Consider the following 25,029-nt stretch of genomic DNA (forward strand, 5'->3'; position numbering starts at 1 on the left):
TGTGCAATTGATGAACAGAGGAGCGCACGATGGCGTAAAAGAAGGGTCGAGGGAGCCGTCGAGATCATACCTGACGACGCCAAAATTGAAGTTTTCATTGGCAGTAAAGCCGCCGAGAAAGAAAGGATCGTTTTTCGTGAAACCCACGGCGATTCTCTGACCAGTCGGGGCCCGAGCCGAAGCAGTGAATACATCCACAAGTCCTGACGAAGCGATCGTGGTGTAGGTGTCTTCATAACCCGTAAAGGTCCATGTCGTTTCGTCGGCTCGCACCGAGGAGGACATCAGCAGAAGGCACAAGACCCCGAGGCCGAATTGAACCGGTCCATGACGCCGTTGACCAGCTTTGTGGTTGATCCGGACTCTTCGATCAGTCTTCGTGATTCGGTTGCCCATCGGGTTCCTCCTTCAGATCCAGGTTGCTGCTTTTTCGATTTATCGCGAGACTCCCGATCGCATACCGGGGGTTCGACTGAACATACGGGAAATCTGGGGGCCATCTTTCATATGCCCTAGTATACGCCTTGGTGACCAGCAATTTATTTGCGTAGACCGTTTTTAAGGAACAAATTAGGTCGAAAAATCGTTTTGGCTCAGAAAGCGCTCTATTTATCCATCCCAGCCCTGCCAGACGGCAGCGTTTCACGCCCTTCCCGCCCGTGGCAGAGCCACTGGGCGGCGGTACGCGGCGTTTGGAGAGATCGAGTTGTGTTCGTCGTCGTTTTTCAAACAGCCCGCAAGTGCGGGACAGGCGGAGTGCGCCTAGTTAGACAAACAAAAGCCTGGTGCGAGCGCTTCCGGCATCGGTACATCGAAGCCGCTGGCCCATGTGAGGCCTTGGTTGTAGCTATCTGTTCCGGCAGTTGTGTCTGAGCATCCGGTGGAGGATATGGTCACACCAGCGTAGGGTCCGTAGTCCGTCACGAACGCCCCGCAAGCTCCCTCGCGGAAACAGTCGCGTCTGCCGGGGAAGCAAAAGCCCGCAAAGAGGTAGCCGCCTGCAGCCTCGCAGCCAGCTTCTCTTGCCTCATCTGCGATCGTTTCGATAGTGCTGTCATTCGAGAGCGTGGTCAGTTGCTCTTCGGTCAACGATGCCCCCGATGCGAATAGCTGCCGTACTTGGTCCGCTGTTGCCAGAGCCGCACTGATGCCGCATTCCTCGGCGCTGACCCCCAGCTTGACGACAAACTTGTCGGTAGCTTTCTGCAGCGATACCGCGCGCCTGATCCAGCAACTTCCCCGGGGCTCTTTGCCCTTCGCGACCAGCAGGTTGTCCTGTTCAAGACATTTGGCGAAGTTCGACTTGATCTTGGAGTTATAGACCCGGCATTTGCCTAGATCGTCGAGTGCGTAGGCCGGGGCGGCGGACAGTGAGGAAGCCAGCACGAGGGCCAACGTGAGAATAACTTTCTTCAGACCTCTACCCGAATAAGGGTTCCTGCAAAAAAAGTTACCATTCAAGGCAATAGCGAAAATTGGGTTCCTCATGATTTCCTCCCGACCCTCGTGGGTCATTGCTGAACAGGCGGCTTATCCGCCTTTCAAAGAGGAGGCGTGACGTTTGATGTCACAACGTGACACGGTTGCGAAAAAAGGCCCGCTACGCTGCGAAAAAAGCGATATAGCAGCAGTAAAGCCGATGATTCGCTGTTCCTATGGTCCTTTATTGTCCATAAGAGTCTTGATTGCTGCCTGATACGAGACGCCGCTCCATGATACAATCGTCTTTGAAAGTTGAGGTTCTGGCGGTCTCCGATCCCGCCGGGGCTAACCCTTTTGTCGTTATCACCTTGCTTCGGTGGCTTGGATAACTCCGAACATCTACAGCTGATCGCCAGCGGAGCCGCTCGTATAAGTTGAGATTTGCCGCAGCGGCGCGAGCTCGCGGGGCTGAACCCAACTTAGCCTAAGCGGGTCTTCTGGGAAGGATACATGAAAGATCCGGCTTGACGGTGGAGGTGATGGTGGGTGAAGCTCTCGACTATGCGAAACCTCTTCCTTGGCATCACCATCGGCTTCCTCGCGGCCAGCACACTCGCCTGAGCGGTAACGGTTCGTTTTCCGAGTATCCTCAAGGTGAAGGGCATAGCCTTCGTGGACGAAGCGGGGTATGTTTTGGGCGGCGCGACACCTACAACGGTCGATGTTGTGAATATGCCTACGAGCTTGGACGTAAACATCACCGCATTGCCGTCCACCGGAAGCGAGAGTTCTGGGGAGTTGTTCACGACAAAACTAGGCAACGGCCCGGGCGTCTGGAGCGGATGGCGGTAGCGTAGCCCTGCGGCGGCTCGGCGGTCAATATAGGTGCCAAAAAGGCACAGAAACCAAGGCGGGGTGATCCTGTATGCACCCACCGCCCACACGCCCATCTGTGCCGCAGTCCGATTGCCTCCCACCCCCAACCTGTGGCATCACGCCGGCTGAACAGAATAACAAACGCACAGCTGAGAAATCGCCGGAAGGCCTGGACTACCAGTGGTCGATGGTCTGCGGCCCCGACCGCTCGTATCTGTGGATCCTGAGCCGCACGCCGACCATGGCGCCCGCGACGTGGAAGATGCTTACCGACAAGGCCCGGTCTGTCGCCCCAAGTTGGCAGAAACTTGACTCGCCGCGGAATACGAGATTCGCTTTCATTATGTGCTGTGAATGGGTGAGAATAGAACTTCGAGATGTCCTCATTGCAAAACGAACTCGATCACGGCTCCTCATGGGGTTTGTTTTTGCATTCAGTTTCGCGGTGATTTCCGGGTGTGGGCAATCCGAGAAACCTGCAGCCGCAATCGAGTTGGTTTCGTCGCCGTGTAACCTTGCTGAGGAGAGGTCGGACTCGTCTGGCGTCAGGGCCCATCGCGTCAAGTCTCAGGAATGCGAAGCTGTTGTGGTTGTTCGTCGTCACTCCGACGACCGAAAAGATGGTGATTACAACCCCAAGACGCCTCAGGGGGATGATACCTGGACGTATACCTTCCCCGATGGAGTGACACAGACGACGCCCTGGAGGAGGTTGACCGAAGACGGGGACCGGATTGCGCAATACTTCGGCTCGAACCTTTCAATCCAACTCGCGGGCCTCGATTTGGCCGGAGGTGAGGGCGAGCCTCGCTATCCGTGTCCGATTGACCGCGTAATTACCATTGATCCGACTTCGAGAGATGCCACGCAAAACCCTTTCGAGACGGCATTCCCCTTTATTATCGAGAAAGATTTGACTTCGGACCAAGTGATCCTGCTCTCGGAGAGGCAAATTGGACAGGATTTGCCGCCGGAATCTTTTTTGGGCGAATCGGGCAACTCCACATTGGTGGTGGCCACGCGACAGGCGCTCTGGGTAGATGATGGGGAGGGCGGGAGCGAGACCACGATCAGCCGATTGCTGCGAGGCTGCGACCCGGGCACCCGCAACTGTAACCTGTCGGATGATGACTGGAAACCCTCGAAGGTCAAAGACTATTTGCTGTTCAGTAATTTCTGTCCAGACGATAATCGCTATCATCTCCAAAAAGTAGGGTTTTCCGGGAGGGCAGACTTGCTCGAAGCATCCAAGCCGATGCGGAAAGAATAGCAGGCGCCGACCGACGACTAGCATCCCTCGAATGAGGGAGTCTGGCTCAGGTGTTTACTCACCGCCAAGGTCTGTTGTGCTGGCGGGTAGAACTTGACGTTTTTTATTGGCCCGTATTCGCGACAAGGCTTCCTATGGCCGCAAAGCTGTCGGTCATCTGGAAGTTCGAGAGTACAGACACTGTTAGATCGAGTTCGCTCATTTGAATTGAATTCGCTGCGAAGCCATTGATCAGCCCTTCGTGTCCCCAGCCGATGCCATTCCCCTCGATCTCGTAACGGAAAAGGCCCAGACTATTTCCGGTCCATCGCAGGTTTCCGAACGATGGGGCAAGAGCGCGCGACGCAATTGATTGGGATGTAGCGGTCGTCATCAAGAGCCGATGCTCTTCGTCGAGGACATCGCCTTGAACAAGTGCCCGCATCCAGCGAGCGACATCCTGCGGCGTCGACACGATTGCTCCTGCAGCCCACGCTACAGTCCAGTCGTACCCTTGAGTCACTGGCAATATCTCAAGCCCGAATTGTGGCGGGCGGCACTCAGGTTCGCCGTCGCCGCCGCAGGAGAGTCTTGAGCCTTTGACTGTCGATCCGCGCGGCTGGCCTCTCCAGACGTAAGTATCCTCCAATTGTAGGGGTTTGAGAAAACGGGAATGAACCTCGGTTGCCCAAGATGAACCGGTGACTTTCTCAGCGATCAGCCCCAGGAGAATGTAGTTCGTGTTACTATAGGACCAGTCCTCCCCCGGTTCGAAGACGGGGGCAAGCTCCGCGGCTATCTGAATGCAACGCGCGGGGCTGTCGGCCGGCGAGTACAAGGAACTCTCCGAAAAATCGGCAACGCCGCTGGTGTGGCCCAATAACATTGCTACCGAAATCGAGTCACCTTTGGGGTAGTCGATCCATTGGCTAATGGGCTGATTCAGGGCCAACTTCTTCTCTTGATCCAACTGCATGATCAGTGCTGCGGTAAACGTTTTTGTGATGCTCCCGATGTGAAAGCTGTCGGTTGGCTGCAATGGCAGAGAGCTTGGGGGGGTGGCCGATCCGGATACGGCAACAGTTGGCTCGCCGTTGACTATCACGGCAACCGCGAGTCCCGGGATCGGTATTCCCCATCGCTCGCCGAGCGAGATGCGTAACTCTGCTAACGCGTTCTCAAGGGCAGTGCTCCCCTGCGGAGGTGGACCCACGCTGGAGGCACAGCCAACCAGGCAGGCGAGCAGGCTGATAGCGGCGGACAGGCGTCGGGAGCGCATGGCGAGACGGTAGCCCCGAGGCTACTGTCCGGTCAACACAGGTACCGAAAAGGTACAAAAAATCAGACAGGGAGGTCTCTGGTCAGACGATAAATCAGAACGCGGCAGTGGTTCGTCCAGCCAGCGTCAGCGCCTGAATTCAGATTGCGCCCAGAACTTTGCTGATCGTCTTTCGAAATTTGTTGCCAAAGGGCGGGCGTGCGCCAATGATCGGCAAAACATCAATCATGGTCTGACTGTAAAACGCGCGTGCATGACTCATGTTTCTGAACCCTTCCGGACCGTGATAGGCACCCATTCCAGAGGCGCCAACACCACCAAATGGCAGATCCTCTTGCACGTAATGAAGCGTGATATCATTGACGCAAACACCACCACTTTGGACATGAGTGAATAAGTATTCCTGTTCACCTTTGTCTGTGCCAAAGTAATACAGAGCGAGTGGATCTCGGCGGGGTTCGATCTTGTCCGGTACCTCGGTGATATCCGCATACGTCATAATGGGGAGAATGGGCCCGAAAATCTCCTCGTGCATGACTTGCATGTCCTCATGGACGTTCTGGAGAATATGCAGAGGCATGCGCCGGTTGCTGGCGGACGCACGCGTCTTGTCAGCACCGACGATGGTGAGTTTTGCGCCCTTGGCGACCGCATCCGCAATGTAGCCTTGTAATCTGGCGAAATGTCTTTCGTTAAAGACACCCGCATAGTCCGTATTCTCGGTGATGTTTGGATACATTGACTCCGTCTCGTGAGAGACCCGCGCAATGAACTGCTCTTCCAGTTCCGCCGGCACCAGGACGTAGTCCGGTGACAGGCAGAGTTGGCCACCATTTAACAGCTTGCCGAAAGCCAGCCGTGTTCCTGCGAGTTCGATCTTTGCGCTGCGACTAATGACGACGGGTGACTTGCCGCCAAGCTCCAATGTGACGGGCACCAAGTTTTTTGCCGCGGATTGCATCACTTGCTTACCGACGCGAGTGGATCCGGTAAACAGAAGGTGATCGAAGGGCAGCTCCGCAAATTGTTGACCGATCTCGGCACCGCCGGTTACGACCGCGACCTCATCTTCGGAGAAATATTGAGGGATAACTTCGGCAAATAATGCCGCTGTTTCAGGCACGAACTCTGAGGGTTTCAGCAAGGCCCGGTTACCGGCAGCAAGCGCACTCGTCAGAGGCGCAACGGTCAGGCCGAAGGGCAGGTTCAAGGGAGAAATGATGCCGACAACTCCTTTGGGGAAATATCGGACCTGGCTTTTCCCGCCCAGAAAGTTCATCGGTTTGTTGGTTTTTCGCCTCTCCGGTTTCATCCAGGTTTTCAAATATTTCATTGAATATTCGATTGCCTCGACCTTGGACGCAAACTCTGAAAACAAACTGAATTCATAGGATCGAGCATCGTTGAATTCGCGTTTGGTTGTTGCCGCAAACTCTGTCTTGTTTTCGATAATCAGCGCCTTGAGTCTTTTCAGGCGGTCAATTCGTGTTGCATAGGTGACCTCGCCCTCGGCACGAAACTTGGCTCTCTGTTGTTCGAGGAGTGCGTTTAGATTCGGTGCGGTCAAATCTGTGACGTTATAGTGTTCAGCTGTGCTCATGGTTTTCCTCTGTGGTTGCCCTGCATTGTTTTCCGTTCAGCGATTTTTCGTGATTCGCTTGAGCGTTTGATTTGTTTTGTTCGCTTGGATGTTGGAGGAGGCTTCCGCGCGGATGCCCTCGATGATGCGAACGGCATTCTTGATGAAGAGCGGTTCAGACGAAAAACTGGCCATCAGTTTCAGAACATCCGTCGGTAACTCTTCGTTCTCTAATGATGGGCTCTGGTCGGTTTGCGTCGCACCGATCAGCAGGACCCCCATTGTTTTTACGATCTCGCTTGCCTGCGCTGTGCTTAGTTTGAGCGCTTTGGATGATCGTTCCGCAAGAACTTCCACCTGCTTGATGAAGATTCGCTTCGACTCGATCAGCCGAGGGATCGCGACATTGTGCTCGATGAGATGTTCAAGTCGGGTCAGCAACGGCAAGAAGACGCCGTCGGCCAGGGCCGTCGTATAGAGCGATTGGGCATACGCCTCACTCGACATGGAATCAGATAATTCATTGATGAAAACTTGGCTCCATCGAATCAAGCTTTGCTCATAGAGGGTCAGAAAGAGCTCTTCCCGGGTTTGGAAGTAAAGATAGAGTGTCCCCTTGGCCAGGCCCGTGTTCCTGGCGAGTTGCGCCATGGAAAATGCCTCATAGCCAACCTCATGGAAGTACGTTTCGGAGGCGTCGAGCACTGCTTGCCGCCGAAGCGCCTTTTGTTCTGCGCTTCTCGCTCTCTGATAAATCGCCGGAGTTGTGTTCATGAGTGTCTCCACACGGCTTTGTTTCTTCTCGCTCGGCCATGGCGGGTTCACCGCCCCTGGCCAATAAATGACCGCTGGTCATCTATATAGCTGACCAGCGGTCATTTCAAGTGTCGGTCAGCTCCGCAGAAACCTAGCGGCAAGCCACACCCGGAACTCCGCCGATCGGATGGGGAGGGGTCGCACGCCGACGACCCCGCCCGAGACCTGGAAGATGCTCACCGACAAGGCCCGGTCGCTCGGCTTTGATGTCGACGCGCTGGTGATGGGGCAGGACGCGGCGGGGTAGGGGGGCAGGCAGTTATTTTCGGGCGCTTTCTTGCGGTCCGCAGGTCTTGCAGGCGATAAACAACCAACGAAAGGAATCGATTCATGCCCTCCGTTACTCCAACTTCGGGACCCGTCGCAGTCACCGGGGCGTCCGGATACGTCGGCGCTCATACTGTTCTGGCGCTCTTGAACCGTGGCTATACCGTCCACGCTTGCGTCACCAATCCGGACAATCCCGAAAAGACGGCACACCTGCTGGCCATGAACGAACAGGGCCACCCCGGAAGCCTGACTCTGCACAGGGCCAATCTTCTTGAGGAGGGGGGCTATGACGTGCCCCTGGCCGGATGCAGTGCGCTCCTGCACGTCGGAACCGCGATGGCTTACGGGGGAGCCAACAATCCCCAGGAGGTCTACGACGGGGCGGTCTCGGGCACCGACAACGTCCTTCGCTCGGTTGCGAGGACCGAAACGATTCGTCGTTTGGTGTACACGAGCTCGTTTGCGGCGATCATGAACCCCCGTCCTCCCGGCTACCGTTATACGGAAAACGATTGGGCATCGGATAATCGCGAGAAGGATCCTTCCTGGAGTCTCGAGAACCTGAACGACAAGGGCCAGGTCAGTTACGCGATGGCCAAGGTCGAGACCGAGCATCGCGTATATGCGGCGGCCAGAGAGAGCGGGCGTTTTGAGGCGATCTCGATCAACCCGATCGTCGTTCTGGGCCCGCTTCTCGCCAAGGCGCACGATCTGGTCTTCTCGTGGCAGTGGTTTCTGGGGCGCATGCTGCGGGGCGAGGCCTGCGGGAACGGCTGGCAGCATCTGTGGAACATCGTCGACGTCCGCGACGTGGCGATGGCCCATGTGCTCGCGATCGAGAGCGATGCCTGTCGCACGGGGGACCGATTCCAGCTCTCGGCTACCGACGAGTCAGGCGAACTCGATTGCGTCCAGCTCCAGCAGAAGCTGCTCGAGTTGTTCCCCGAGATCGACGTAGGTGGGGCCCCCGAGGGCTATGCGGAGATTATCGAGAAGCACGGCCAGGTCTACGACTCCCCCCGGGCGCGTTGCGACAGGGCGCGCGAGGTGCTCGGACTGCAGACCCACGCGGTGGAAGATACGTTGGCGGAAACGGGCCGCTCATTGATCGACTTGGGTCTGGTCGAGCCAAAGCTCAGATGAAGAGGCGGGCTGGGGGCGCTAAGGCGTTCCCCAGCAGGATCCCGCGCCGTTGCACGTGTCGTTGATTGTGCCCGGATTGCCGTCGTTGCAGGTGGTGCCGGAAGGCGCATAGTTGGGGCTGCAGCCCGAGCCGTTCGGGATATAGCTTGGTGTACAGGTGTCGCCGCCCGGACAACTGATAAACGTTCCGCTGCAGGATCCCGCACCGTTGCAGACATCGTTATTGGTGCCATTGTTGCCGTCGTTGCAGCCGGTGCCAATAACCGCATAGTTGGGAACGCACCCACTTCCGTTTGGGGTGTAGCTCGGAGTGCAGGTGTCGCCGCTGGGGCAACTGTAGCAATCGCCGGAGCCGTCGCAGCAAATGGATCGGATGCCGAGAAAATTATCGAATGATTGAGACGTGATCTGGTCGACAAGGAAGATTGTGTCGTCCCAATCCAAAGCGTCACAGGAAACCGCCGGGCCTACCCCGGGCGCGTGCCCCTCGTAGTCGTTCGCATAATCCCCGAGGTCGCCCGGGTATTCCGACGCCCACCGGCTACACATGGCGCCTACCGTGCAGTTATAAACAGCGCCCGCAGTGCACGATTCCAATTCCCAAATGCCTCCGGCATTTTCGCAGATGGATTGATCGTTTGATGTAATATCTACACCAGCGATTGCGGCATCGACCAGGATTTGAATACCGCTCTCGTCGGCGAGGTCCGCAGCATTGACCTGGAATATAGTCAGCTCACGGCCGGCGGCGATCAGGGCTGACGCCTCTACGGAGTCTCGAACCCCGTCGGTCATCTTGCCATCACAATCAGGGCCAAGACCGGGGTCCTTGCCCTGCGACTTCTCCCGCGTTTTCCCCCAACTCGAGCGGAACTTTGACTCGCATTTCAAGTCGGCGTCGTCGGTAAGGTCGATCTTTCCCTTGGAAACGTTCGCATCGGCCTTGCTGAGGCAGAGACTGAGCTTGCCAGCCAACAGGTCCGCCTTCATCGCGCACTTCTGCTCCTCCGTCAGGCCGGCAGCTGATGCATTTGCTCAAACGGCCAGCGTAATTCCCAAGGTCAGCATGAATGTCTTCATGAAATTTCTCCAAGATGGAAAGGTGGGGAGCGCCCTGTATCGACTGGAACTCTAGTGTTTCTTACCCTCCATGGTCAATCGGATATTTCGCCCGGCATCTCCGCCACGAGGGGGAAGGGCGGGAACCGCTGATGGTGGCAAAATCGGGATGCTCGATTAGAGCGCCGCTTGGGCAAAAAGGGCCTTCATGTTTCCTACCGCCCGCGGGGTGTTTGTGAATTTTACTGGGCTCGCCGCGGCATCGTGCTAGTTTGCGGAATGTACGATTTTCGTTTCGTCATCCTTGCCAGCCTGCTTTGTGCGACCGGGGCCCTTTATTCTTGCGGTTCAACAGAACCCACCGACTCCGGTCCAACCAGTTTGGAACCTGGCTGGATTTGCCCCGGTGAGGCACCTTCCGGCTGCACGACTGTTTGCGGTGATGGCATTCTTGCCGGAAAGGAGTCTTGCGACGATGGCAATCAACGGGGCGACGACGGCTGCAACCCGGAATGCCTTCTCGAACGCTGCGGTGATGGCGTTCAGCAGTCAAACGAAGTCTGCGAGGACGGCAACATCGAAGGTGGAGACGGATGCAGCGAAGACTGTCTGTCTGATGAGACGTGTGGCAACGGTGTGGTCGACGTGGCCGCCGGGGAGCAATGTGACGGTGAATCTTTTTGCGATTGGGACTGCTGGCTGATCCGGTCGGACGGGGATTGTTCTCTGACTGGGGTGTATGCGAGTCAGGATTCCGGTCTCAGCGGTACCTCCTTCGTGGAGGATGACAACAAGGGGACTGTGCTGTTCTCTTATGTTGGTGGTCGCTATCGGCTGTCGTACGACATCCGACAACCTGGAGCCACGCTTGGTGGAGCCTTCTTCCCCGGAGCGGCATCGCCGCAGATCCTGAGTTGTGATCCATTGGCTATTGGCATCTGGCCATGGTCGGCGTGTGAGGGTTCATGCAAAGGGCCCCCAACGGAGATTTTGCATTGGACAGGCCCGTTGCCCATCACATCCGCATCGAGAGCTTTTCGCGATGCCGGATTCCACGACTAGCGATCTCCACCCAGCCACAGCTCAATGAGAACCAGACCCGATCACGCAGGCGGGAAGGGCGGAAGGCCGAGAACCGCGGGCGGTGGCAAACCCGGGATGCACGAATAGAGCGTCGCCTGAGAAAAACCATCCCGATTGCCTCTCGTGCCGCACTTAGGTCATCCCGGCGGTAAGGTTCCTATTTGCAGATAAGGGCAACGCCATTGCCGCTGATGCGGCAATGGGGCAGGGGCTTCGGTCCGGGGAATTCGGCCTCGGCGCACAGGCTGGTCATCGCGTCGGTCGGGTCGAGAGATATGGTGGCCTTGAGGGGGAGCGCGACGTTCGGGTCGGCGAAGTTTCCGGACTTGCCGTTGACGTTCACCAGCACCTCATTGGGCCTCCTGGGATTCCACTTGAGGATGACCTTGGGCAATAGCCCATCCACGGGCGTCTTGGTGATGTACTGGAATTTTTTGCCATTGGTCGCCGGGATCCAACCGCTGCGGGTGATTGGGTCATAGAGGCCAGCCGGAATGTCGAGGTCGATGAGAATATCGTCGTTGGCATCTTCGACCAGGAGTCGGAAGCCTTGGGCCTGCGGGCTGATTGATACCGTCCCATCAAAAACCAGTTTGGCTTTGTACTTGAGCTTGTCGTTGCCAGTCGCGGCTGTGAAATTGGTGCCCCTGAGCAACGGCTTGGAGGCGTCGATGCCACCGGTGCACGGGTCACATGCGTCCCCGCGGCCATCCTCGTCGGTGTCTGCCTGAGAGGGGTTGGCATCGTCGGGACAGACATCGTAGGCGTCGCAGGTGCCGTCGGTGTCGGTGTCTGGCAGGCGTTCGTCAGCAGGGCAAGCGGGGCTGATGCCATCGCAGACCTCTTCGATGTCGCAGATGTCGGCTGCTGGGCCACAGACCGTGCCTGTCGGCTCGATTTCGCAACTGGACGAGCAACAGTCCCCGTCGGTGGTGTTGGCGTCGTCGCAAGATTCGCCGGTTTCGACAATTCCGTCCCCGCAGACGGGGGGGCAGTAGCCGTCGTTATTGTCGATTCTTTCGCCATCTTTTCCAACTTGGTCGAGGAAGTCATCAACGAAATTTTGGCAGAGTCCAAAATTGTTGTAGATGGAAATCGGTCCACCGACAGCAATTAGTTCGGACAAGCCGCCGATGCTGGACAGCGAACCGTTGTCATGGATTGACAAGGAGCCGCCAACTCCAGTCAGCGATGCCAGACCGTCGATATTGAGCAGCTCGGGGTGCGCCTCGATTTCGAGATCTCCACTGATGGAAGTCAGTGCCGAGAGGCCGTCGAGGCTGGTCAGCTCGAAGTTTCGGGAGATGGTGAGGCTGCCGAGGGACGTCAGTCCGGAGAGCCCCTCGAGGCTGATTAGCGCGCTGTTGAAGTCGATCTTGAGGTTCCCGCTGACGGAGGTCAGCCCGAGGAGTCCCTCGAGGCTGATTAGCGCGCTGCTGTAGTCGATCCTGAGGTTCCCGCTGATGGAGGTCAGCCCGAGGAGTCCATCGAGGTCCACCAGCATGTCGTTGCTGGACACGGTAAGGCCACCGCCAAGGGAAGCTAGCGCAGACAGGCCGTCGATGTTGGTGAGCGCGTCGTTGTTGAAGATGGATAGAAACTCGCCGACAGAAGTCAGCGCAGAGAGGCCGTCCATGTTGATCAACGCGCCGTTTTCACGAATCGATACAAGACCGCCGATCGAAGTCAGCGCAGACAAGCCGTCGATGTTTGCCAGCTCGTCACTGTTCTCGATTTGGAGACATGCTCCGATGGACGTGAGTGCGGATAGGCCGTCGATGTTGGCAAGCGTATCGTTCGAATTGATACGCTGACAGCCGCCGACGAAAGTCAGTGCCGAGAGGCCGTTAAGGTTGGTCAGGGCTATATTGTTGAAAAAGGTGTTGTCGCCGCCGACAGAAGTCAATGCGAAGAGTCCATCGATGTTGGTTAAGGCGTCGTTGTCACGCACGATGAGATCGCCGCCGACGGCAGTCAACGCGGAGAGGCTGTCGACATTGCTGTGCGACGTATTTTGGACGCGGAGTTCCCCCGAAATACTCGTACACCCATCCGTGACAGCCGTTTCGTAAGTCCGATCGCCCAGGCACTCGACAGCCTCAGTCTCCAGCGGAGCGAGCAAGGCGACCATAGCGGCGAAGATCGGTGCAAAGACGAGTCTGGAGCGCATCCCCGGCAGCCTATCCCCGCGGCTACTTTCCGGTCAATACAGCTGCAAAAAAGGCACAGAAACAAAGGCCGCGACATCTTGGCGTCACGTCATCGGCGGAAACCCCACATGCCCCCGCGGTCCATTCCAGGTGAGCGTATTTACCGCAGGCTTGCCGGCACATGGGCTATTTCTGTCGGGGTTCCGGCGGCGGGAGCGGGGCGTCGCCAGATTGGAAATCGGCGAGCGGTTCCTCGGTTTCCATTGGCAGGGTTAATTTGACGCCGGCCAGATGGCTACCAAAGCGTCGCATCACAAACTCATGCAGCACGGCTTGCGTGTTGCGGTAGATCCACCAGGGCAGGCTCGGCTCGAAGTCGTGGACAGTGGCCAGCAACGTGCGGCCTGTGCCGACCTGCCGGAATTCGAGACGGCCGTGGCCGGGACGTCGCGACAGGAATCCGCCGGTGACGGTAAAGATCTGGCGGTCGGGTGTGCTGCGCTCGCTGGCATGCTCGAGTTTGAGCAACACGCGAGCGAGAAGCGGCGAGTAGAATTCGACCTCGTCGGGGCTTTGACCGGATTGCACACGCACCAGAGGCTTCATCGCCACCGGTAGCCACCGCAGATATTCGCGCGCGGCCCAAATCGAATTCGCGCCTTCGGGAAGCTCCATGCGGGCGACCGAGCGGGCGACTGACGGGTTTCGGCCTTCGCTATATCGTTGGAAGGCTCGTGGCACCGCGCGTTTGGCAACGGGCTGCTTTTCCCCGTCAGCACTTTTGCTGGCGGCCTCGGCCAGCATGTCCTCGATGGAAGTGGGCGTGTATCCGGGGATCTCCAAACGCGCGCTGGGTCGCACGACCATTTCGTGCTCGAGGCTTTCGATCAGCGGCGCGATCAGGGAACTCGGCGCGCCGGTCGTCATGGTGACCCAGAGGCTGGAGAGCCGCGGGGTGATCAGCGGCACGGGAAGCATGATACGTTTTTTGCCCATCGAGGTGGCGGTGGCCGACATCAATTCGCGGTAGCTGAGCGCGTTCGGGGCGCCGAGGTCGAATGTGCGCGTCTCGGTCGAGGGATTCTCGAGCAGGTGTCCGATCGAGGCGACCACATCGCGCAGGGCGACCGGTTGCATGCGCGTACCGGTCCAGCTGGGGCACACCATCACGGGAAGCCGGGACACCAGCCGTCGGATCACCTGGTAGGATGAACCCGAAGCACCGACGATCACACCAGCCCGCAATGTGGTGACAGGGATGCCGGTTGCTGCGAGGGCTGCCTCGACTTCCAGTCGGCTTTTCAGGTGGTCGGAGAGTTCTTCGATATCTGGCACCAATCCGCCGACATAGATAATTTCACGGATGCCATTGCGAGCCGCAGCGCGAGCGAAATTATTGGCGCAGAGAAGGTCCATGTCGCCGAAATGACCGTGCATGAGTCGGGCCGAGGGCAGCATGCTGTGCACCAGATAGATCGCCCGGTCAGCCCCCTTGAGGGCGCGATTCGAGTCGCGGAGCGAGAAAAGGTCAGTTTTTTGGAAGCTCGTATAGCCGCCCCCGGGATCTCGCTCCGAGCGTGAGAGGCCCACCAGCTCGTAGGACGCGCCGAAGGCCTCCCCAACAGCAACGCCGAGAAACCCCGAGGCCCCCGCAACAACGACCCTTTCGGGAGACGAGGTCCCCGCTGACTGCTCTCGCGATCCTGTTTCGTCCGACATACCAGCCTTCTACCATGGGAGGCCGTTCACGAAAGGTTTTGCCGATATAGCTGCCGTAGCTCGGGCGTGAGGATTGCCGCCGCCACCTGCCATTCGCCGAGGACTTCGATCCGTAGACTCCGGAGTTCTTGACGAAGATGCCCGGAAACTGAGACACCATGGGCATGCAGAGAAAACCGTTCTGGAAGAGTGTTTGGTCGGTATGGGCGCTTTGTCTGGTGCTGGTTCTCGGGGGTTGTAGTCAGCCGTCCGAATCGCCAAGCACGTCGGGGTCAGGAGAGTCGACGAACGCCCCCGCCGAGCCGGCGCGCCCACAATCCGAGTCGGTTTGTGACGATGGCATCGATGAAGACGGCGATGGCTCGACGGATTGCAAGGATCGGGATTGCGCACCGTTCGAAGTCTGCCAAATCGCACGATGCCAGGAGGTTTGTGCGGAGATCATGGCATGCTCGGATATTACGGAGGCCTGCACCGACCGGGAGCTCAAGGGAGTCTTGCAGGGCTGCCAGGCCAGTTGCAGCGACTCCAAGGTTCGCGGGCAGGTGGTGATGGCCGACGGGGTTCCCTGCATGATCATCGGCAGCGTCTTTCTCGGTCAGGTACAAAGCCAGAATCTGTGCCTGGGTGACGAGGCGCCCGCGGCTGCCCCGGCAGCGGGCGCGATTGCCGAGGCGCCCGCTCGTGCCGCAAGCGCGACAGGTGTCCCGGACGCACAGGACCTGCCAGACGCGGCAGAAGCACCACAAGCACCACAAGCACCGCAGGCACCACAGGCACCGCAGGCACCGCAGGCACCGAGCGGCGGCAATTAGACAGGTCGCGGAACGCATCGGAACCTGAACTAGACACTGACCAAATAAGGGAGTCCCCATGAAAGCTGCTGTGATGCGCGCCAACGATGCGCCGCTGGTTTTTGAAGAAGTGACGATCGACAAGCCCGGCCCGGGGGAAGTCCTGGTGCGCACGGCCGCCTCGGGCATTTGCCATAGCGACCTGACGGTGGTCGAGGGCGGGTTGCCTTTTCCCGCCCCCTGCATTCTCGGCCATGAACCCGCCGGCGTCGTGGAAGAGGTGGGACCGGACGTGACGGATTTTCGAGCCGGCGATCATGTCATTGGTTGTCTGAACTCCTGGTGTGGGGTCTGTCGATTTTGCACGCACGGACGTCCTTATCTTTGTCCGACCCAGTTCGAGGGGCGCGACCCGGCGCTCCCGCCGCGACTGAGTGCCGCCGACGGCGCGCCGCTCGGCCAGTTCGCAAACCTTTCTTCGTTCGCCGAGCAGATGCTTTGCCCCGAGCGATCGCTGGTGAAAATTCGCGACGAGATGCCCCTGGACCGGGCCTGCCTGATCGGCTGTGGCGTCACTACAGGGATTGGTGCGGTTCTCAATACGGTTCACGTGCCGGCCGGCTCGAGTGTCGTGATTCTGGGCCTCGGAGGTGTGGGACTGGCAGCCTTGCAAGGCGCGCGGATTATCGGGGCCGGACGCATCATCGCGATCGATACCCAGCCGTGGAAATTTGAATTGGCCAAAAGCCTGGGTGCCACCGACTGTGTCGATGCCAGCACGGAGGATGCGGTAGCCGCTGTTCACGAACTGACCCAGGGGGGCGCGGATTTCGTATTCGAGAATATCGGTCGCATTCCGACCATTCAGCAAGCTGTGGCCATGACCGGTCGGGGCGGAACGACGGTTTTGGTCGGGGTCGTCGGTATGATGGAAATGGTTCCGCTGCCGGCAGCCGACATCACTCTGCAGGAAAAAAAGGTCGTCGGATCTTTTATGGGTTCCAATCGTTTCCGCTTCGATATGCCGCGCTATGTGGACTTCTATCTCGATGGTCGCCTGCGGTTGGACGAGATGATCTCTTCGCGCATCCCGCTGACCGGTCTGAACGATGCTTTTGAGCATCTGCGGCAGGGGGATGTTGCCCGGCAGGTGGTCGTCTTTGATGACGTTTCTTGATGGTGGATACCAAATCTGGAGATTCGAGATTCATGCGCGTGACCGCTTTCGTACATAAATCGCCCGAGTGTGGATCGATCTTTACGATTTGGCGTAAGGCATCTCGCCCGAAATAGTGATACAGACTTCCTGTGTCGACGTTTGAGAGCTTGCTGCACGAATATGGTTACTATTTTGTTTTCGGGTGCGCGTTTCTCGAAGGCGAGTCCGGTGTTGTACTGGCCGGGATTGCGGCCCATCGAGGTTATCTGCACCTCGGTGCGGTGATCGTGGTCGCGGCGCTGGGGGCTGCCCTTGGCGATCAGCTCTGGTTTCAGCTCGGTCGCTCCAGAGGCAAGTCATTTCTGCAGTCAAAGCCACATTGGGACAAGGGCCTGAAGCGATTCGAAGCGCTCTCGGAGCGTTGGGGGACGCCATTGATTCTTGGCTTCCGCTTCCTCTACGGGATGCGCATGCTCGGTGCGGCCGCGCTCGGGGTGTCGGGGGTGTCGCAGTTGCGCTTTACCGTGCTCAACTTCGTGGGCGCCTTTATCTGGTCGGTGTTGACCGCGTCGATCGGCTTTTTCTTCGGCAAGGCCGTCGAGACGACGATGGGAGATATGGCGAGCTACGAACAATGGATCTTTGTCGCGCTGCTCATCATCGGGCTGGCGGCGGCCTTTCGGCACTGGATGGCGAACCGAGAGGTCGCCGACTGAACCTGCAGCGGTCGCGCCGCTCGGCAGCTACCAGCGTTCAGGTTTGCTTCCGTCGAGAGGGCGAAGGATTCTGATTTTTTCCTTGCCGTAGCGCAGGAGATCCGGCTAACTTCCTGAAGTGATTCGATACATCCAGCAAAAGACGGCATCCGCGTGACGAGCGCCGTCTATAGCGTTTTCCTGGTGTTTTCCGCGGGATTTTTGGGACTTCTGGCGCTTCGCCTCTGGAAGAAGGCGCCGTCTCCCGCGCCGGGTGTGAGCGCCTTTGTCTGTCAGCTCCTTTCGGTGTCTCTCTGGTGCTTCGCCTATGCTCAGGAGCTGCTCTCGACATCCCTGACCGACAAGCTGTTCTGGGCGCAGATTGCCTATCTCGGGATCGTTCCGGTTCCGGTGACCTGGTTCATTTTCGTCTCGGATTTCACGCGTGGTTGGGGGCGGATCTCTCGCCGCGGGATCGCAGGTTTGTTGCTGGTCCCGATTTTGACGGTGGTGGTCGTCTTGCTCAACGGGACCGACGGTTGGATGTGGCAAGACGTCACGCTCGTGCAGGTCCCCGGTCAGGATCCCGGCCTCAAGTGGACATCCGGGTTCTGGTACAGGTGTTGGACCATTTACGGTCTGAGTCTCTACGCAGTGGCCACATTGTCGCTTCTTCGCGCAGCTCTGCAGGCACAGCATTTCCTCCGACCGCAGTACTTCATACTGCTACTGGCTGCCTTTCTTCCCGCGATTGGCAACGTGCTCTGGTTGTCCTCGCTGGGTCCTGCTCCAATGCTCGACCTCACGCCTCTGGGCTTCGGGTTCAGTGGTCTGCTGATCGCTTGGAGTCTTTTTCGGTTCGGCTTTCTGGAACTCGTTCCGGTCGCCCGAGAAGCGATTTTCGAGGAGTTGGATGCCGCCGTGATGGTTCTGGACGGGCAAGGCCGGATCATCGACATGAACGCAGCGGCCGAGAGGATTCTTGAGGCACCCGTCCGCGAGGTCCTTGGGGAATCGCTGGAGGAGGCGTTGCCTCGCGTCGCCACGAATGTTCAGAGAGCCCGCGAGGGCGCAGGTGGGGAGGATGCGGGGGTCGAGGTCTTCCAGGAAGAGGACGGGGCGCGCGGGTGGTATGAGATGCGTGTCTCGGTTCTGCGAGATCGTCGTCGTCGCCATGCGGGAGAGTTGGTGGTGATCCGGGATGTGACGGAGAGGACGGATGCCGCGCGGGCGCTTGCCGAGGCTCGTGACCAGGCCCTGAGCGCAGATCGAGCCAAGAGCGAGTTTCTGGCCACAATGAGTCATGAGGTCAGGACGCCGATGAACGGAATCATCGGGATGACCGATATCCTTCTCGATACCAAACTGGATGTAGAGCAGCGCGAATTTGCGGAGCGCGTTCGATCGGCCGCCGAAAGCCTGCTCACGATTCTGAATGACATTCTCGATTTTTCGAAAATGGAAGCAGGGCGGATGGTTCTCGAGGAGCGACCTTTCGAGATTCGCGCCTGCTTTGAGGACGCAATCGACTTGGTCGCGGCAAATGCCGAAGAAAAAGGGCTGATGCTGGCCTGCGTGATCCCGACCTCGGTCCCGAGGATGGCGGTGGGCGATTCCGGGCGGATTCGACAGATTATTCTGAACCTCCTGGCCAATGCCGTAAAATTCACCGAGGCCGGCGAGATCGTGGTCGGCGTTTCCTCGGAGTCAGTGGAAGGAGAGTTTTTGACGCTTCGCTGCGAGGTCCGTGATTCGGGGGTGGGGATTCCCGGGGAGGAGAGGGCGAGACTGTTCGAACAATTCTCGCAGATCGGACGGACCGACTCGAGCGGGTTTGGCGGAACGGGTCTGGGCCTCGCCATCGTCCGTCGACTTGTTCATCAAATGGGCGGAGCAGTCGAAGTGACCAGCAAGGTGGGCGAAGGCAGTATCTTCTCCTTCACGGTTCGTATCGGTCGAGGCGCCCCGTCGGACGAAAGACTTGCCGAGGTCCATTCGAGATCTGTGATTGCACTCGAGTCGCATGAGGCAACCCGCCAACAGTTGCAGGAGCAAGTGGCCTACCTGGGTTTTGAATGCTCTGCTTTTCCTGATCTGGAAAGCGCTCTGACATCTCTCGACCAGACGGGAAAAACAGATTTGCTCGCGCTGCTCGTCAGCGAGGAATTTTCGTCCGCGGATTGCCGGGATGACCTGAACCGATTGAGGTCTGCGGGGGGAGGGGTTCCGGTGATCGAACTTGCCTCCGCGAGGAAAAGGGCGCTGACGCCGGGCCGAAGCGCCGATCTTCCGGTCCTCTATAGACCCATCCGGCTTTCACATCTTCGCGATCGACTCATGGCGCTAGGCGACCCTCCCGCCTGATTTCTCCGATCCTGTCGTCTTCCGCGGACCGGGATCCGCTATGGCGTGCGAACGGGTCGGGCGAACAGCACCAATCCCAGCGCACCCGAGCCGACAATCCCCGAGAGCATGATGAAGGCGGCATCGAAAGAAGTGGTGGTATCCGTCAGCCAGCCGACCAGAAACGGAATCAAGACGCCCGAGGCCGAGAAGAACGTGACGATGATTCCGGTGGCCGCACCGGCTGATTTCGGGAATAGATCGGTACAGATCGAGTAGTAGGGACCGTTGGCAGACATCGAGAAGCCGATGCCCAACGTCAGCCAGAAAACCGCCCAGTCGGCCGATGTGACCGAGGCCAGAGGGAGGAAAGAGGCAGCAGCCAGAAGTTGCAGGATCCAGATTGGATGAATGCGGGCGCGCCGGATGTCGCCGGTGGCCCGAAACAGCCGGTCGGAAAGTGTGCCGATGAAGACCATCCCGACGATCGAGAGCGCCCATGGCATGGTCGTGAACCAGCCGATGGTGCCCAGCTTCGTCTGGAATTCATGCTCGAAGTATCCCGGGATCCAGGTCACCCCAAAAAACAGGATGGCCCCGAAGCCGAAAAATGACCACGCGGTCGCGAGCAGCGTGGGATTGCGGAGGACCGCTGCATATTCGGCCAGCGTCGGCGGGGCTCCTGCGGTGGCTTTCTCGGGCTCGCGGTAGAACGAGAGCCACACCACAAAGATCGCAAATCCGGCCACGCCGAGAGCCGTAAAGGTCGCGCGCCAGCCGAACTGGTTGATGAGCGAGCTGAAGATGGGTCCGCCGATCAATAGCGCACCGGGTACCCCGAGGAGTGCGAATGCGGTGGCCTGAGTTGCTCTCTCCCGCGGGACCCAGTCGGCTATCGCACGATTCATTGCCGGAAAGTTTACACCTTCCCCGACCCCGAGCAGCGCCCGAAACGCGAGGAATAGCCACCAATATTCAATCCAGCCCATCAGGAACATGGCCCCCGACCAGACAATCAGGCCGCCAGCCCAGATCTTTCGCGCTCCATAGCGGTCCAGCAGGACGCCCGAGATTCCGTTGACGGCGAGCGTGCCTGCCGCAAAAAGACTCATCGCCAGACCAAAGCTCGCGTTGTCGATCCCGAAATCCTTCTGGATCGGGCCGATCGCGTAGGAGATGACGACACGGTCCAGGTAGTTCACCAGGCCCAGCGCAAAGGCCAGACTGATGACCAGATTTCCAGTTCTCGGTGTTGTCGTTCCTGCGTCTGCCATGGCCGGAAGAATAGCGGGTTTCACCCTCAGATCCAGCAGGCGCCCTTGGGGCCGGGTTGTTGCGTCGGCGCGCATTCAACGCCATGTTCTCCGTCATGAATGACGATCAAATCAAGGGAGCGTGGTCGGTGATCAAGGGCAAGGCGAAAATGGCCTGGGGGGATCTCACCGATGACGACGTGCTGCGCGCGGAGGGTTCTGTTGACCGTCTCTACGGGATCATTCAAAGGAAGTTTGGCGATACCAAGGAAGTGATCAAGAAGAAGCTCGACGGCGTCAAGCTTCCTTGAGTCTTCCTGCCCCGCCGTGCGGCAAGCCTTTTCGGCGAAAGTTGGCAGAACCAGATGAATCGGAGAACGCACCATGTCCAATCACGAAAATGCAGTCGAGCGATTCCGCGAACTCGATGAGCGGATGCAGTGGTATGTCGACCAGAAGCTCCTTGGCTGTCTGGCAACCGTGATCCTGCACGGCGACAAGGTCGTCCATCGCGGCCATCATGGGTCGCTGTCGGCCGAAGCGGGTGGGCCGCTGCCCGAGGACGCCATCTTCCGGATGTACTCCAATACCAAGCTGGTGACGTCGGTGGCCTTGATGATGCTGCACGAGGAGGGGGCCTTTGCGCTGGATGAGCCTCTGGAGAGCAAGCTGCCGCAATTTGCCAGCCCCAAGGTACTGGCGCCGGACGCAAAATCGATTGAAGACGTTATGCCGGCCGAGGGGCCGATCCTGGTCCGTCATGCACTCAGCCATAGTGCGGGCTGGTCCTATGGCTTTATCGAACCTGAGTCAGTGATCGACCAAGCCTACGGGGTGGCGGGTCTCAACCCGCTGGCCGCGCCGGATATGACGCTGGCTTCCTTATGCGACGGGCTTGCCGCACTCCCGCTCTGTTTCCAACCCGGAACCGATTGGCGCTACAGCTTCGCGACTGACGTTTGCGCACGTCTGGTGGAGGTTCTCTCGGGGCAATCCTTTGATGATTTTTTGCAGGAGCGGATTTTCGGGCCGCTCGAGATGGTGGATACCGGTTTCTGGGTCCCCGAAGAAAAGCGCGACCGGTTCACCACGATGTATGGTGTCGCCAATTTCTTTGACCCGATGGAGCCGGGCCTCCCCCCCGGCGATGATCCCCAGACCGGCATGTACACGCGGTATCCGAGTTTTCTTTCCGGCGGCGGTGGGCTTGTCTCGACGGTGGCCGACTACACCAAGTTTTTCCGCCTGATGGTAGGAGAGGGTGCGGTCGACGGGGTGCGGCTTCTTCAGCCCGAGACCCTTGTCCGGATGCGCACCAACCAACTCGCCGACGGCGTCGAGGTGCACTTCCCGATGTGGGCGATGCCGCACACGGTCTTTGGCCTCGGTCTCGCGATCAAGACTGCGCCTGGCGAGGGCGAGACCGAGGCGGCGGTCGGCGAGCTCCATTGGGGCGGCATGGCCGGCACACACAGTTGGGCTGCGCCGGCGGCCGACATGGCGGGACTTTGTTTTGCCCAGCGGATGCCGGGCTTCTGGCACCCGTTCGCGCATGATTTCAAGCGCCTGGCCTACGCGACCCGCTGACGCTGCCGTGTCGGCTTCGGCACAGGCCCCCGAGTAGGGGCCGGGGCGGGTTTCCGCAGCGCCAATCCGTGCGGCTTGAAGAACGAAGGTATCTCAGGCCAGCGACTCGCGGAACTACCCGGAGCGGGGGGGGGTGGTAAACCCCTATGCAGCTCTCTGGAGGCTAGGGAGGTCCGCAGTTATCGACGAAGTGTCTCACCGTGTGAGAGAAACCAGATAAAGTTGCATTGCGATCCTCCCAGTCGTGTCAAGTTCCGTCTCGCCCTGCTGCCTTGCTGATCTCAGCACTTACCAACCGACGTTCAAGACCCAATCAAATCTCTGGAGTATCACCCATCATGTCGTTCAAGAATTCCTTATCTGCCTTGTCTTTTCCTTCGCCCTGCTGATCGGCACCCTCTCGGGATCGGCCCCGGCCCATGCGGCCGAATTCACCGAGTCAGACGCCTTCGGCTCTGTCACTCTCGCCGGGGACGGCAGCTACTGGGCGGCGGTATTTGGCGCGAGGACGTATGCCGAGGCGGTGGTTGCTGCGCAGGGCTACACCTACCAGGGTGTTGCCGGTGAAGTCGCCATCATCAACGATATTGACGAGCAGCAGCTTGCCGGTGCGGTGGCAAACGGCCTGCGTGTATGGATTACGCCGGGCTCAGGCTACGAAAACTACGCCGCGAATCAGCCACAAGCATCAGCGACAACTACCTACTTGAACAACAATATGCTCTGGTACGGCTCGACCGATATAGCGCAGCAGGCGGGCTACGTGATTCGCTTTGCGGTGCCGGTGGACAACACCCCGGTGACCCCGACGAAGACGTTTACCGGGGCGGATGCTTACGGTGGGCGCATCACGACGGGCCCGGACGGACACGTCTATGCAGCGGTCCTCGATTCGGGCAAGACCTGGGCGGAAGCCGAGCTTCTGGCGAAGGACTGGGAATATCAGGGCGTGCAGGGTCACCTGGTGAGCATCTCGAGTGCGGAGGAGCAGGCCATGGTCGGTGCGGTGGCCGATCAATTGCTGGCGTGGATCGGGCTGACCGATCATCCTTATTATACGACTGCGGGAGACTGGGTCTGGTCGGATGATCCGAGCACGGTGGTCTGCGTCGACGATGGTGGCAACTACAATTGCACGCCCGAGGGCGGGGCTTATCAGAACTGGGCGGGAAACAATCCGCGCCATGTGCCGAGCGAGCCGGCGTATTTCTACGCATCGATTTCCGCCAACCAGCTCTGGACGACTTCGAAAATGGGAGCCACGCAGCAGGGCTACGTGATCGAATTTGACGTGCCGGTGGACGAAGCTCCGGTCACCGCGACCACTCCCTTCACAACGTCGGATGCCTGGCAGTCGCGGATTGTGACCGGCGCAAATGGGCATACCTATGCCGGGGTCTTTGACAACGGGATTTCCTGGCCGGATGCCGAGCGCGTCGCCAGAGATTGGTATATATGATGGCGTCCAGGGCCAGCTCGTCAGTATCACGAGTGCTCAGGAAGATAGCGATGCCGAGCAAGCGGCCGGCGGATTGCTGGCGTGGATCGGGCTGACCGACCATCCCTACTATACGAGCAGCGGAGACTGGGTCTGGACGGACGATCCCGGCACTGTGGTCTGCGTCGATGATGCGGGCAACTACGATTGTACTCCGGTGGACGGGGCCTATGAGCATTGGGCGGGAAATAACCCGCGCCATGTGCCGAGCGAGCCCGGACACTTCTATGCATATCTCAACAGCAACGACCTTTGGTACTCCGGGCGTATCGGTGCCACTCAGCAGGGCTACGTCATCGAGTTCCCGACGATGGCGACCGACTCCTGCTATGTCGGCCCCAGCGGCGGTGACTCTTGTGCCGCGACCGCGGGTTGCGGTGGCCAGTCGTGCAATGACGGTAATCCCGAGACCACAGGCGACCAGTGCACCGAGGGCGCAACGACCTGTGCGGGCGTGGCGTTGATTGCGTGCGGCGACGGCACCATCCAGTCGGACGATGGCGAAACCTGTGATGACGGCAACCGCGACGCCGACGATGGCTGCTCGGCGACCTGTCAGGTCGAATCGGGCTTTGACTGTACGTCCGAGCCCAGCGTTTGCACCACGACTTGCGGCGACGGGATCGTGGCCGGCGCCGAGACCTGTGACGACGACGGCACCTCTCCGGGCGATGGTTGCTCGGATGTCTGTGTGGTCGAGTCGGACTGGGCTTGCGATGACGCAGACCCCAGTGACTGCCATGAGATCGTTTGTGGCGATGGCCTGTTGGATGCGCCCGAGGCTTGTGATGACGGCGACACCGATGTCGGTGACGGTTGCTCGGATACCTGCGCGGTTGAGACCGGTTGGGATTGCGCGAGCGGCACTTGTACCGAGGTCTGTGGCGACGATATCGTCACGGGTGCTGAGACCTGTGATGACGGCGGCACCAGCAATAACGATGGCTGCTCGGATGTCTGCCAGGCCGAATCGGGCTTTGCCTGCGCCGGAACCTGCACAAATGAGGCGCCCCGGGCTGTTACCGAGATCATGAACAGTGCCGATTTCGGATTGG

The 25,029-nt window shown here is 59.0% G+C and carries 20 protein-coding genes and 1 pseudogene; 12 read left to right on the forward strand and 9 right to left on the reverse strand.

Features of this window, described 5'->3' with window-relative positions:
* Both P8K07_05120 and P8K07_05125 read right to left on the reverse strand, forming a co-directional pair.
* A partial coding sequence (locus P8K07_05120; GenBank protein ID MDG1957905.1) for a delta-60 repeat domain-containing protein occupies positions 1-396 on the reverse strand: 396 nt, incomplete at its 3' end.
* A 366-nt stretch (positions 397-762) separates the two neighbouring features.
* Positions 763-1,488, reverse strand: coding sequence for a hypothetical protein (locus tag P8K07_05125; protein ID MDG1957906.1), 726 nt, complete (start codon positions 1,486-1,488; stop codon positions 763-765).
* An 859-nt stretch (positions 1,489-2,347) separates the two neighbouring features.
* Between P8K07_05125 and P8K07_05130 the strand changes: the two are divergent.
* Positions 2,348-2,596 (forward strand): annotated as a pseudogene (locus P8K07_05130) (lipocalin family protein).
* A gap of 117 nt (positions 2,597-2,713) precedes the next feature.
* A complete protein-coding gene (locus tag P8K07_05135; protein MDG1957907.1) occupies positions 2,714-3,568 on the forward strand; it encodes a hypothetical protein in 855 nt (284 codons plus the stop codon).
* A 103-nt stretch (positions 3,569-3,671) separates the two neighbouring features.
* Here the strand turns inward: P8K07_05135 and P8K07_05140 are convergent, their stop codons facing one another.
* The 3 genes from P8K07_05140 to P8K07_05150 all read right to left on the reverse strand — a co-directional run bounded on the left by P8K07_05140 (position 3,672) and on the right by P8K07_05150 (position 7,230).
* On the reverse strand, positions 3,672-4,826 hold the full coding sequence (locus tag P8K07_05140; GenBank protein ID MDG1957908.1) for a serine hydrolase: 1,155 nt from the start codon (positions 4,824-4,826) through the stop codon (positions 3,672-3,674).
* Between the two features lie 139 nt (positions 4,827-4,965).
* Positions 4,966-6,426, reverse strand: coding sequence for a coniferyl aldehyde dehydrogenase (locus P8K07_05145; GenBank protein MDG1957909.1), 1,461 nt, complete (start codon positions 6,424-6,426; stop codon positions 4,966-4,968).
* A gap of 36 nt (positions 6,427-6,462) precedes the next feature.
* Positions 6,463-7,230, reverse strand: coding sequence for a TetR/AcrR family transcriptional regulator (locus P8K07_05150; GenBank protein ID MDG1957910.1), 768 nt, complete (start codon positions 7,228-7,230; stop codon positions 6,463-6,465).
* A 321-nt stretch (positions 7,231-7,551) separates the two neighbouring features.
* Here P8K07_05150 and P8K07_05155 point away from each other — a divergent pair, with 321 nt between their 5' ends.
* Positions 7,552-8,634: an NAD-dependent epimerase/dehydratase family protein gene (locus tag P8K07_05155; protein ID MDG1957911.1), complete on the forward strand. Its 1,083-nt coding sequence runs from the start codon at positions 7,552-7,554 to the stop codon at positions 8,632-8,634.
* An 18-nt stretch (positions 8,635-8,652) separates the two neighbouring features.
* Here P8K07_05155 and P8K07_05160 read toward each other — a convergent pair whose 3' ends face one another.
* On the reverse strand, positions 8,653-9,624 hold the full coding sequence (locus tag P8K07_05160; GenBank protein ID MDG1957912.1) for a hypothetical protein: 972 nt from the start codon (positions 9,622-9,624) through the stop codon (positions 8,653-8,655).
* A 348-nt stretch (positions 9,625-9,972) separates the two neighbouring features.
* On the opposite strand from P8K07_05160, the gene P8K07_05165 reads away from it, so the two are divergent.
* Complete coding sequence (locus P8K07_05165; protein MDG1957913.1) at positions 9,973-10,755, forward strand: DUF4215 domain-containing protein; 783 nt, start codon at positions 9,973-9,975, stop codon at positions 10,753-10,755.
* Positions 10,756-10,933: 178 nt separating this feature from the next.
* On the opposite strand, the gene P8K07_05170 is transcribed toward P8K07_05165, so the two are convergent.
* On the reverse strand, positions 10,934-12,907 hold the full coding sequence (locus P8K07_05170) for a DUF4215 domain-containing protein (protein MDG1957914.1): 1,974 nt from the start codon (positions 12,905-12,907) through the stop codon (positions 10,934-10,936).
* A gap of 205 nt (positions 12,908-13,112) precedes the next feature.
* Positions 13,113-14,645, reverse strand: a complete 1,533-nt coding sequence (locus P8K07_05175) for an NmrA family protein (protein MDG1957915.1) — start codon at positions 14,643-14,645, stop codon at positions 13,113-13,115.
* 164 nt (positions 14,646-14,809) lie between these two features.
* On the opposite strand from P8K07_05175, the gene P8K07_05180 reads away from it, so the two are divergent.
* The 4 genes from P8K07_05180 (at position 14,810) to P8K07_05195 (ending at position 19,657) form a co-directional block, all read left to right on the forward strand.
* Complete coding sequence (locus tag P8K07_05180; protein ID MDG1957916.1) at positions 14,810-15,460, forward strand: hypothetical protein; 651 nt, start codon at positions 14,810-14,812, stop codon at positions 15,458-15,460.
* A gap of 58 nt (positions 15,461-15,518) precedes the next feature.
* Positions 15,519-16,616: a Zn-dependent alcohol dehydrogenase gene (locus P8K07_05185; GenBank protein MDG1957917.1), complete on the forward strand. Its 1,098-nt coding sequence runs from the start codon at positions 15,519-15,521 to the stop codon at positions 16,614-16,616.
* Positions 16,617-16,747: 131 nt separating this feature from the next.
* Entirely contained in the window at positions 16,748-17,314 is a 567-nt protein-coding gene (locus P8K07_05190) for a DedA family protein (GenBank protein MDG1957918.1), read from the forward strand.
* 153 nt (positions 17,315-17,467) lie between these two features.
* Entirely contained in the window at positions 17,468-19,657 is a 2,190-nt protein-coding gene (locus P8K07_05195; GenBank protein ID MDG1957919.1) for a histidine kinase N-terminal 7TM domain-containing protein, read from the forward strand.
* 38 nt (positions 19,658-19,695) lie between these two features.
* On the opposite strand, the gene P8K07_05200 is transcribed toward P8K07_05195, so the two are convergent.
* Positions 19,696-20,910 (reverse strand): MFS transporter, encoded by a 1,215-nt coding sequence (locus P8K07_05200; protein MDG1957920.1) that lies wholly within the window; start codon positions 20,908-20,910, stop codon positions 19,696-19,698.
* 95 nt (positions 20,911-21,005) lie between these two features.
* Here P8K07_05200 and P8K07_05205 point away from each other — a divergent pair, with 95 nt between their 5' ends.
* The 4 genes from P8K07_05205 to P8K07_05220 all read left to right on the forward strand — a co-directional run.
* The gene (locus P8K07_05205) at positions 21,006-21,200 is read left to right on the forward strand and encodes a CsbD family protein (protein MDG1957921.1); all 195 of its coding nucleotides are present in this window, start codon (positions 21,006-21,008) and stop codon (positions 21,198-21,200) included.
* 73 nt (positions 21,201-21,273) lie between these two features.
* On the forward strand, positions 21,274-22,476 hold the full coding sequence (locus P8K07_05210) for a serine hydrolase (protein MDG1957922.1): 1,203 nt from the start codon (positions 21,274-21,276) through the stop codon (positions 22,474-22,476).
* A gap of 244 nt (positions 22,477-22,720) precedes the next feature.
* Complete coding sequence (locus tag P8K07_05215; protein MDG1957923.1) at positions 22,721-23,935, forward strand: hypothetical protein; 1,215 nt, start codon at positions 22,721-22,723, stop codon at positions 23,933-23,935.
* On the forward strand, positions 23,901-25,029 hold a 1,129-nt coding region (locus tag P8K07_05220; protein ID MDG1957924.1), incomplete at its 3' end, for a DUF4215 domain-containing protein. The genes P8K07_05215 and P8K07_05220, both read left to right, overlap by 35 nt.

The sequence above is a fragment of the Candidatus Binatia bacterium genome, from assembly GCA_029248525.1.
Taxonomy (GTDB): Bacteria; Desulfobacterota; Binatia; order UBA12015; family UBA12015; genus UBA12015.

Excerpts from the sequence above, each read along its gene's own strand:
- P8K07_05145 (MDG1957909.1), bottom strand. The coding sequence starts at position 6,426 with ATGAGCACAGCTGAACACTATAACGTCACAGATTTGACCGCACCGAAT.
- P8K07_05175 (MDG1957915.1), bottom strand. The coding sequence starts at position 14,645 with ATGTCGGACGAAACAGGATCGCGAGAGCAGTCAGCGGGGACCTCGTCT.
- P8K07_05125 (MDG1957906.1), bottom strand. The coding sequence starts at position 1,488 with ATGAGGAACCCAATTTTCGCTATTGCCTTGAATGGTAACTTTTTTTGC.
- P8K07_05205 (MDG1957921.1), top strand. The coding sequence starts at position 21,006 with ATGAATGACGATCAAATCAAGGGAGCGTGGTCGGTGATCAAGGGCAAG.
- P8K07_05185 (MDG1957917.1), top strand. The coding sequence starts at position 15,519 with ATGAAAGCTGCTGTGATGCGCGCCAACGATGCGCCGCTGGTTTTTGAA.
- P8K07_05170 (MDG1957914.1), bottom strand. The coding sequence starts at position 12,907 with ATGGTCGCCTTGCTCGCTCCGCTGGAGACTGAGGCTGTCGAGTGCCTG.
- P8K07_05200 (MDG1957920.1), bottom strand. The coding sequence starts at position 20,910 with ATGGCAGACGCAGGAACGACAACACCGAGAACTGGAAATCTGGTCATC.
- P8K07_05140 (MDG1957908.1), bottom strand. The coding sequence starts at position 4,826 with ATGCGCTCCCGACGCCTGTCCGCCGCTATCAGCCTGCTCGCCTGCCTG.
- P8K07_05155 (MDG1957911.1), top strand. The coding sequence starts at position 7,552 with ATGCCCTCCGTTACTCCAACTTCGGGACCCGTCGCAGTCACCGGGGCG.
- P8K07_05210 (MDG1957922.1), top strand. The coding sequence starts at position 21,274 with ATGTCCAATCACGAAAATGCAGTCGAGCGATTCCGCGAACTCGATGAG.
- P8K07_05135 (MDG1957907.1), top strand. The coding sequence starts at position 2,714 with ATGGGGTTTGTTTTTGCATTCAGTTTCGCGGTGATTTCCGGGTGTGGG.
- P8K07_05165 (MDG1957913.1), top strand. The coding sequence starts at position 9,973 with ATGTACGATTTTCGTTTCGTCATCCTTGCCAGCCTGCTTTGTGCGACC.
- P8K07_05160 (MDG1957912.1), bottom strand. The coding sequence starts at position 9,624 with ATGAAGGCGGACCTGTTGGCTGGCAAGCTCAGTCTCTGCCTCAGCAAG.
- P8K07_05180 (MDG1957916.1), top strand. The coding sequence starts at position 14,810 with ATGCAGAGAAAACCGTTCTGGAAGAGTGTTTGGTCGGTATGGGCGCTT.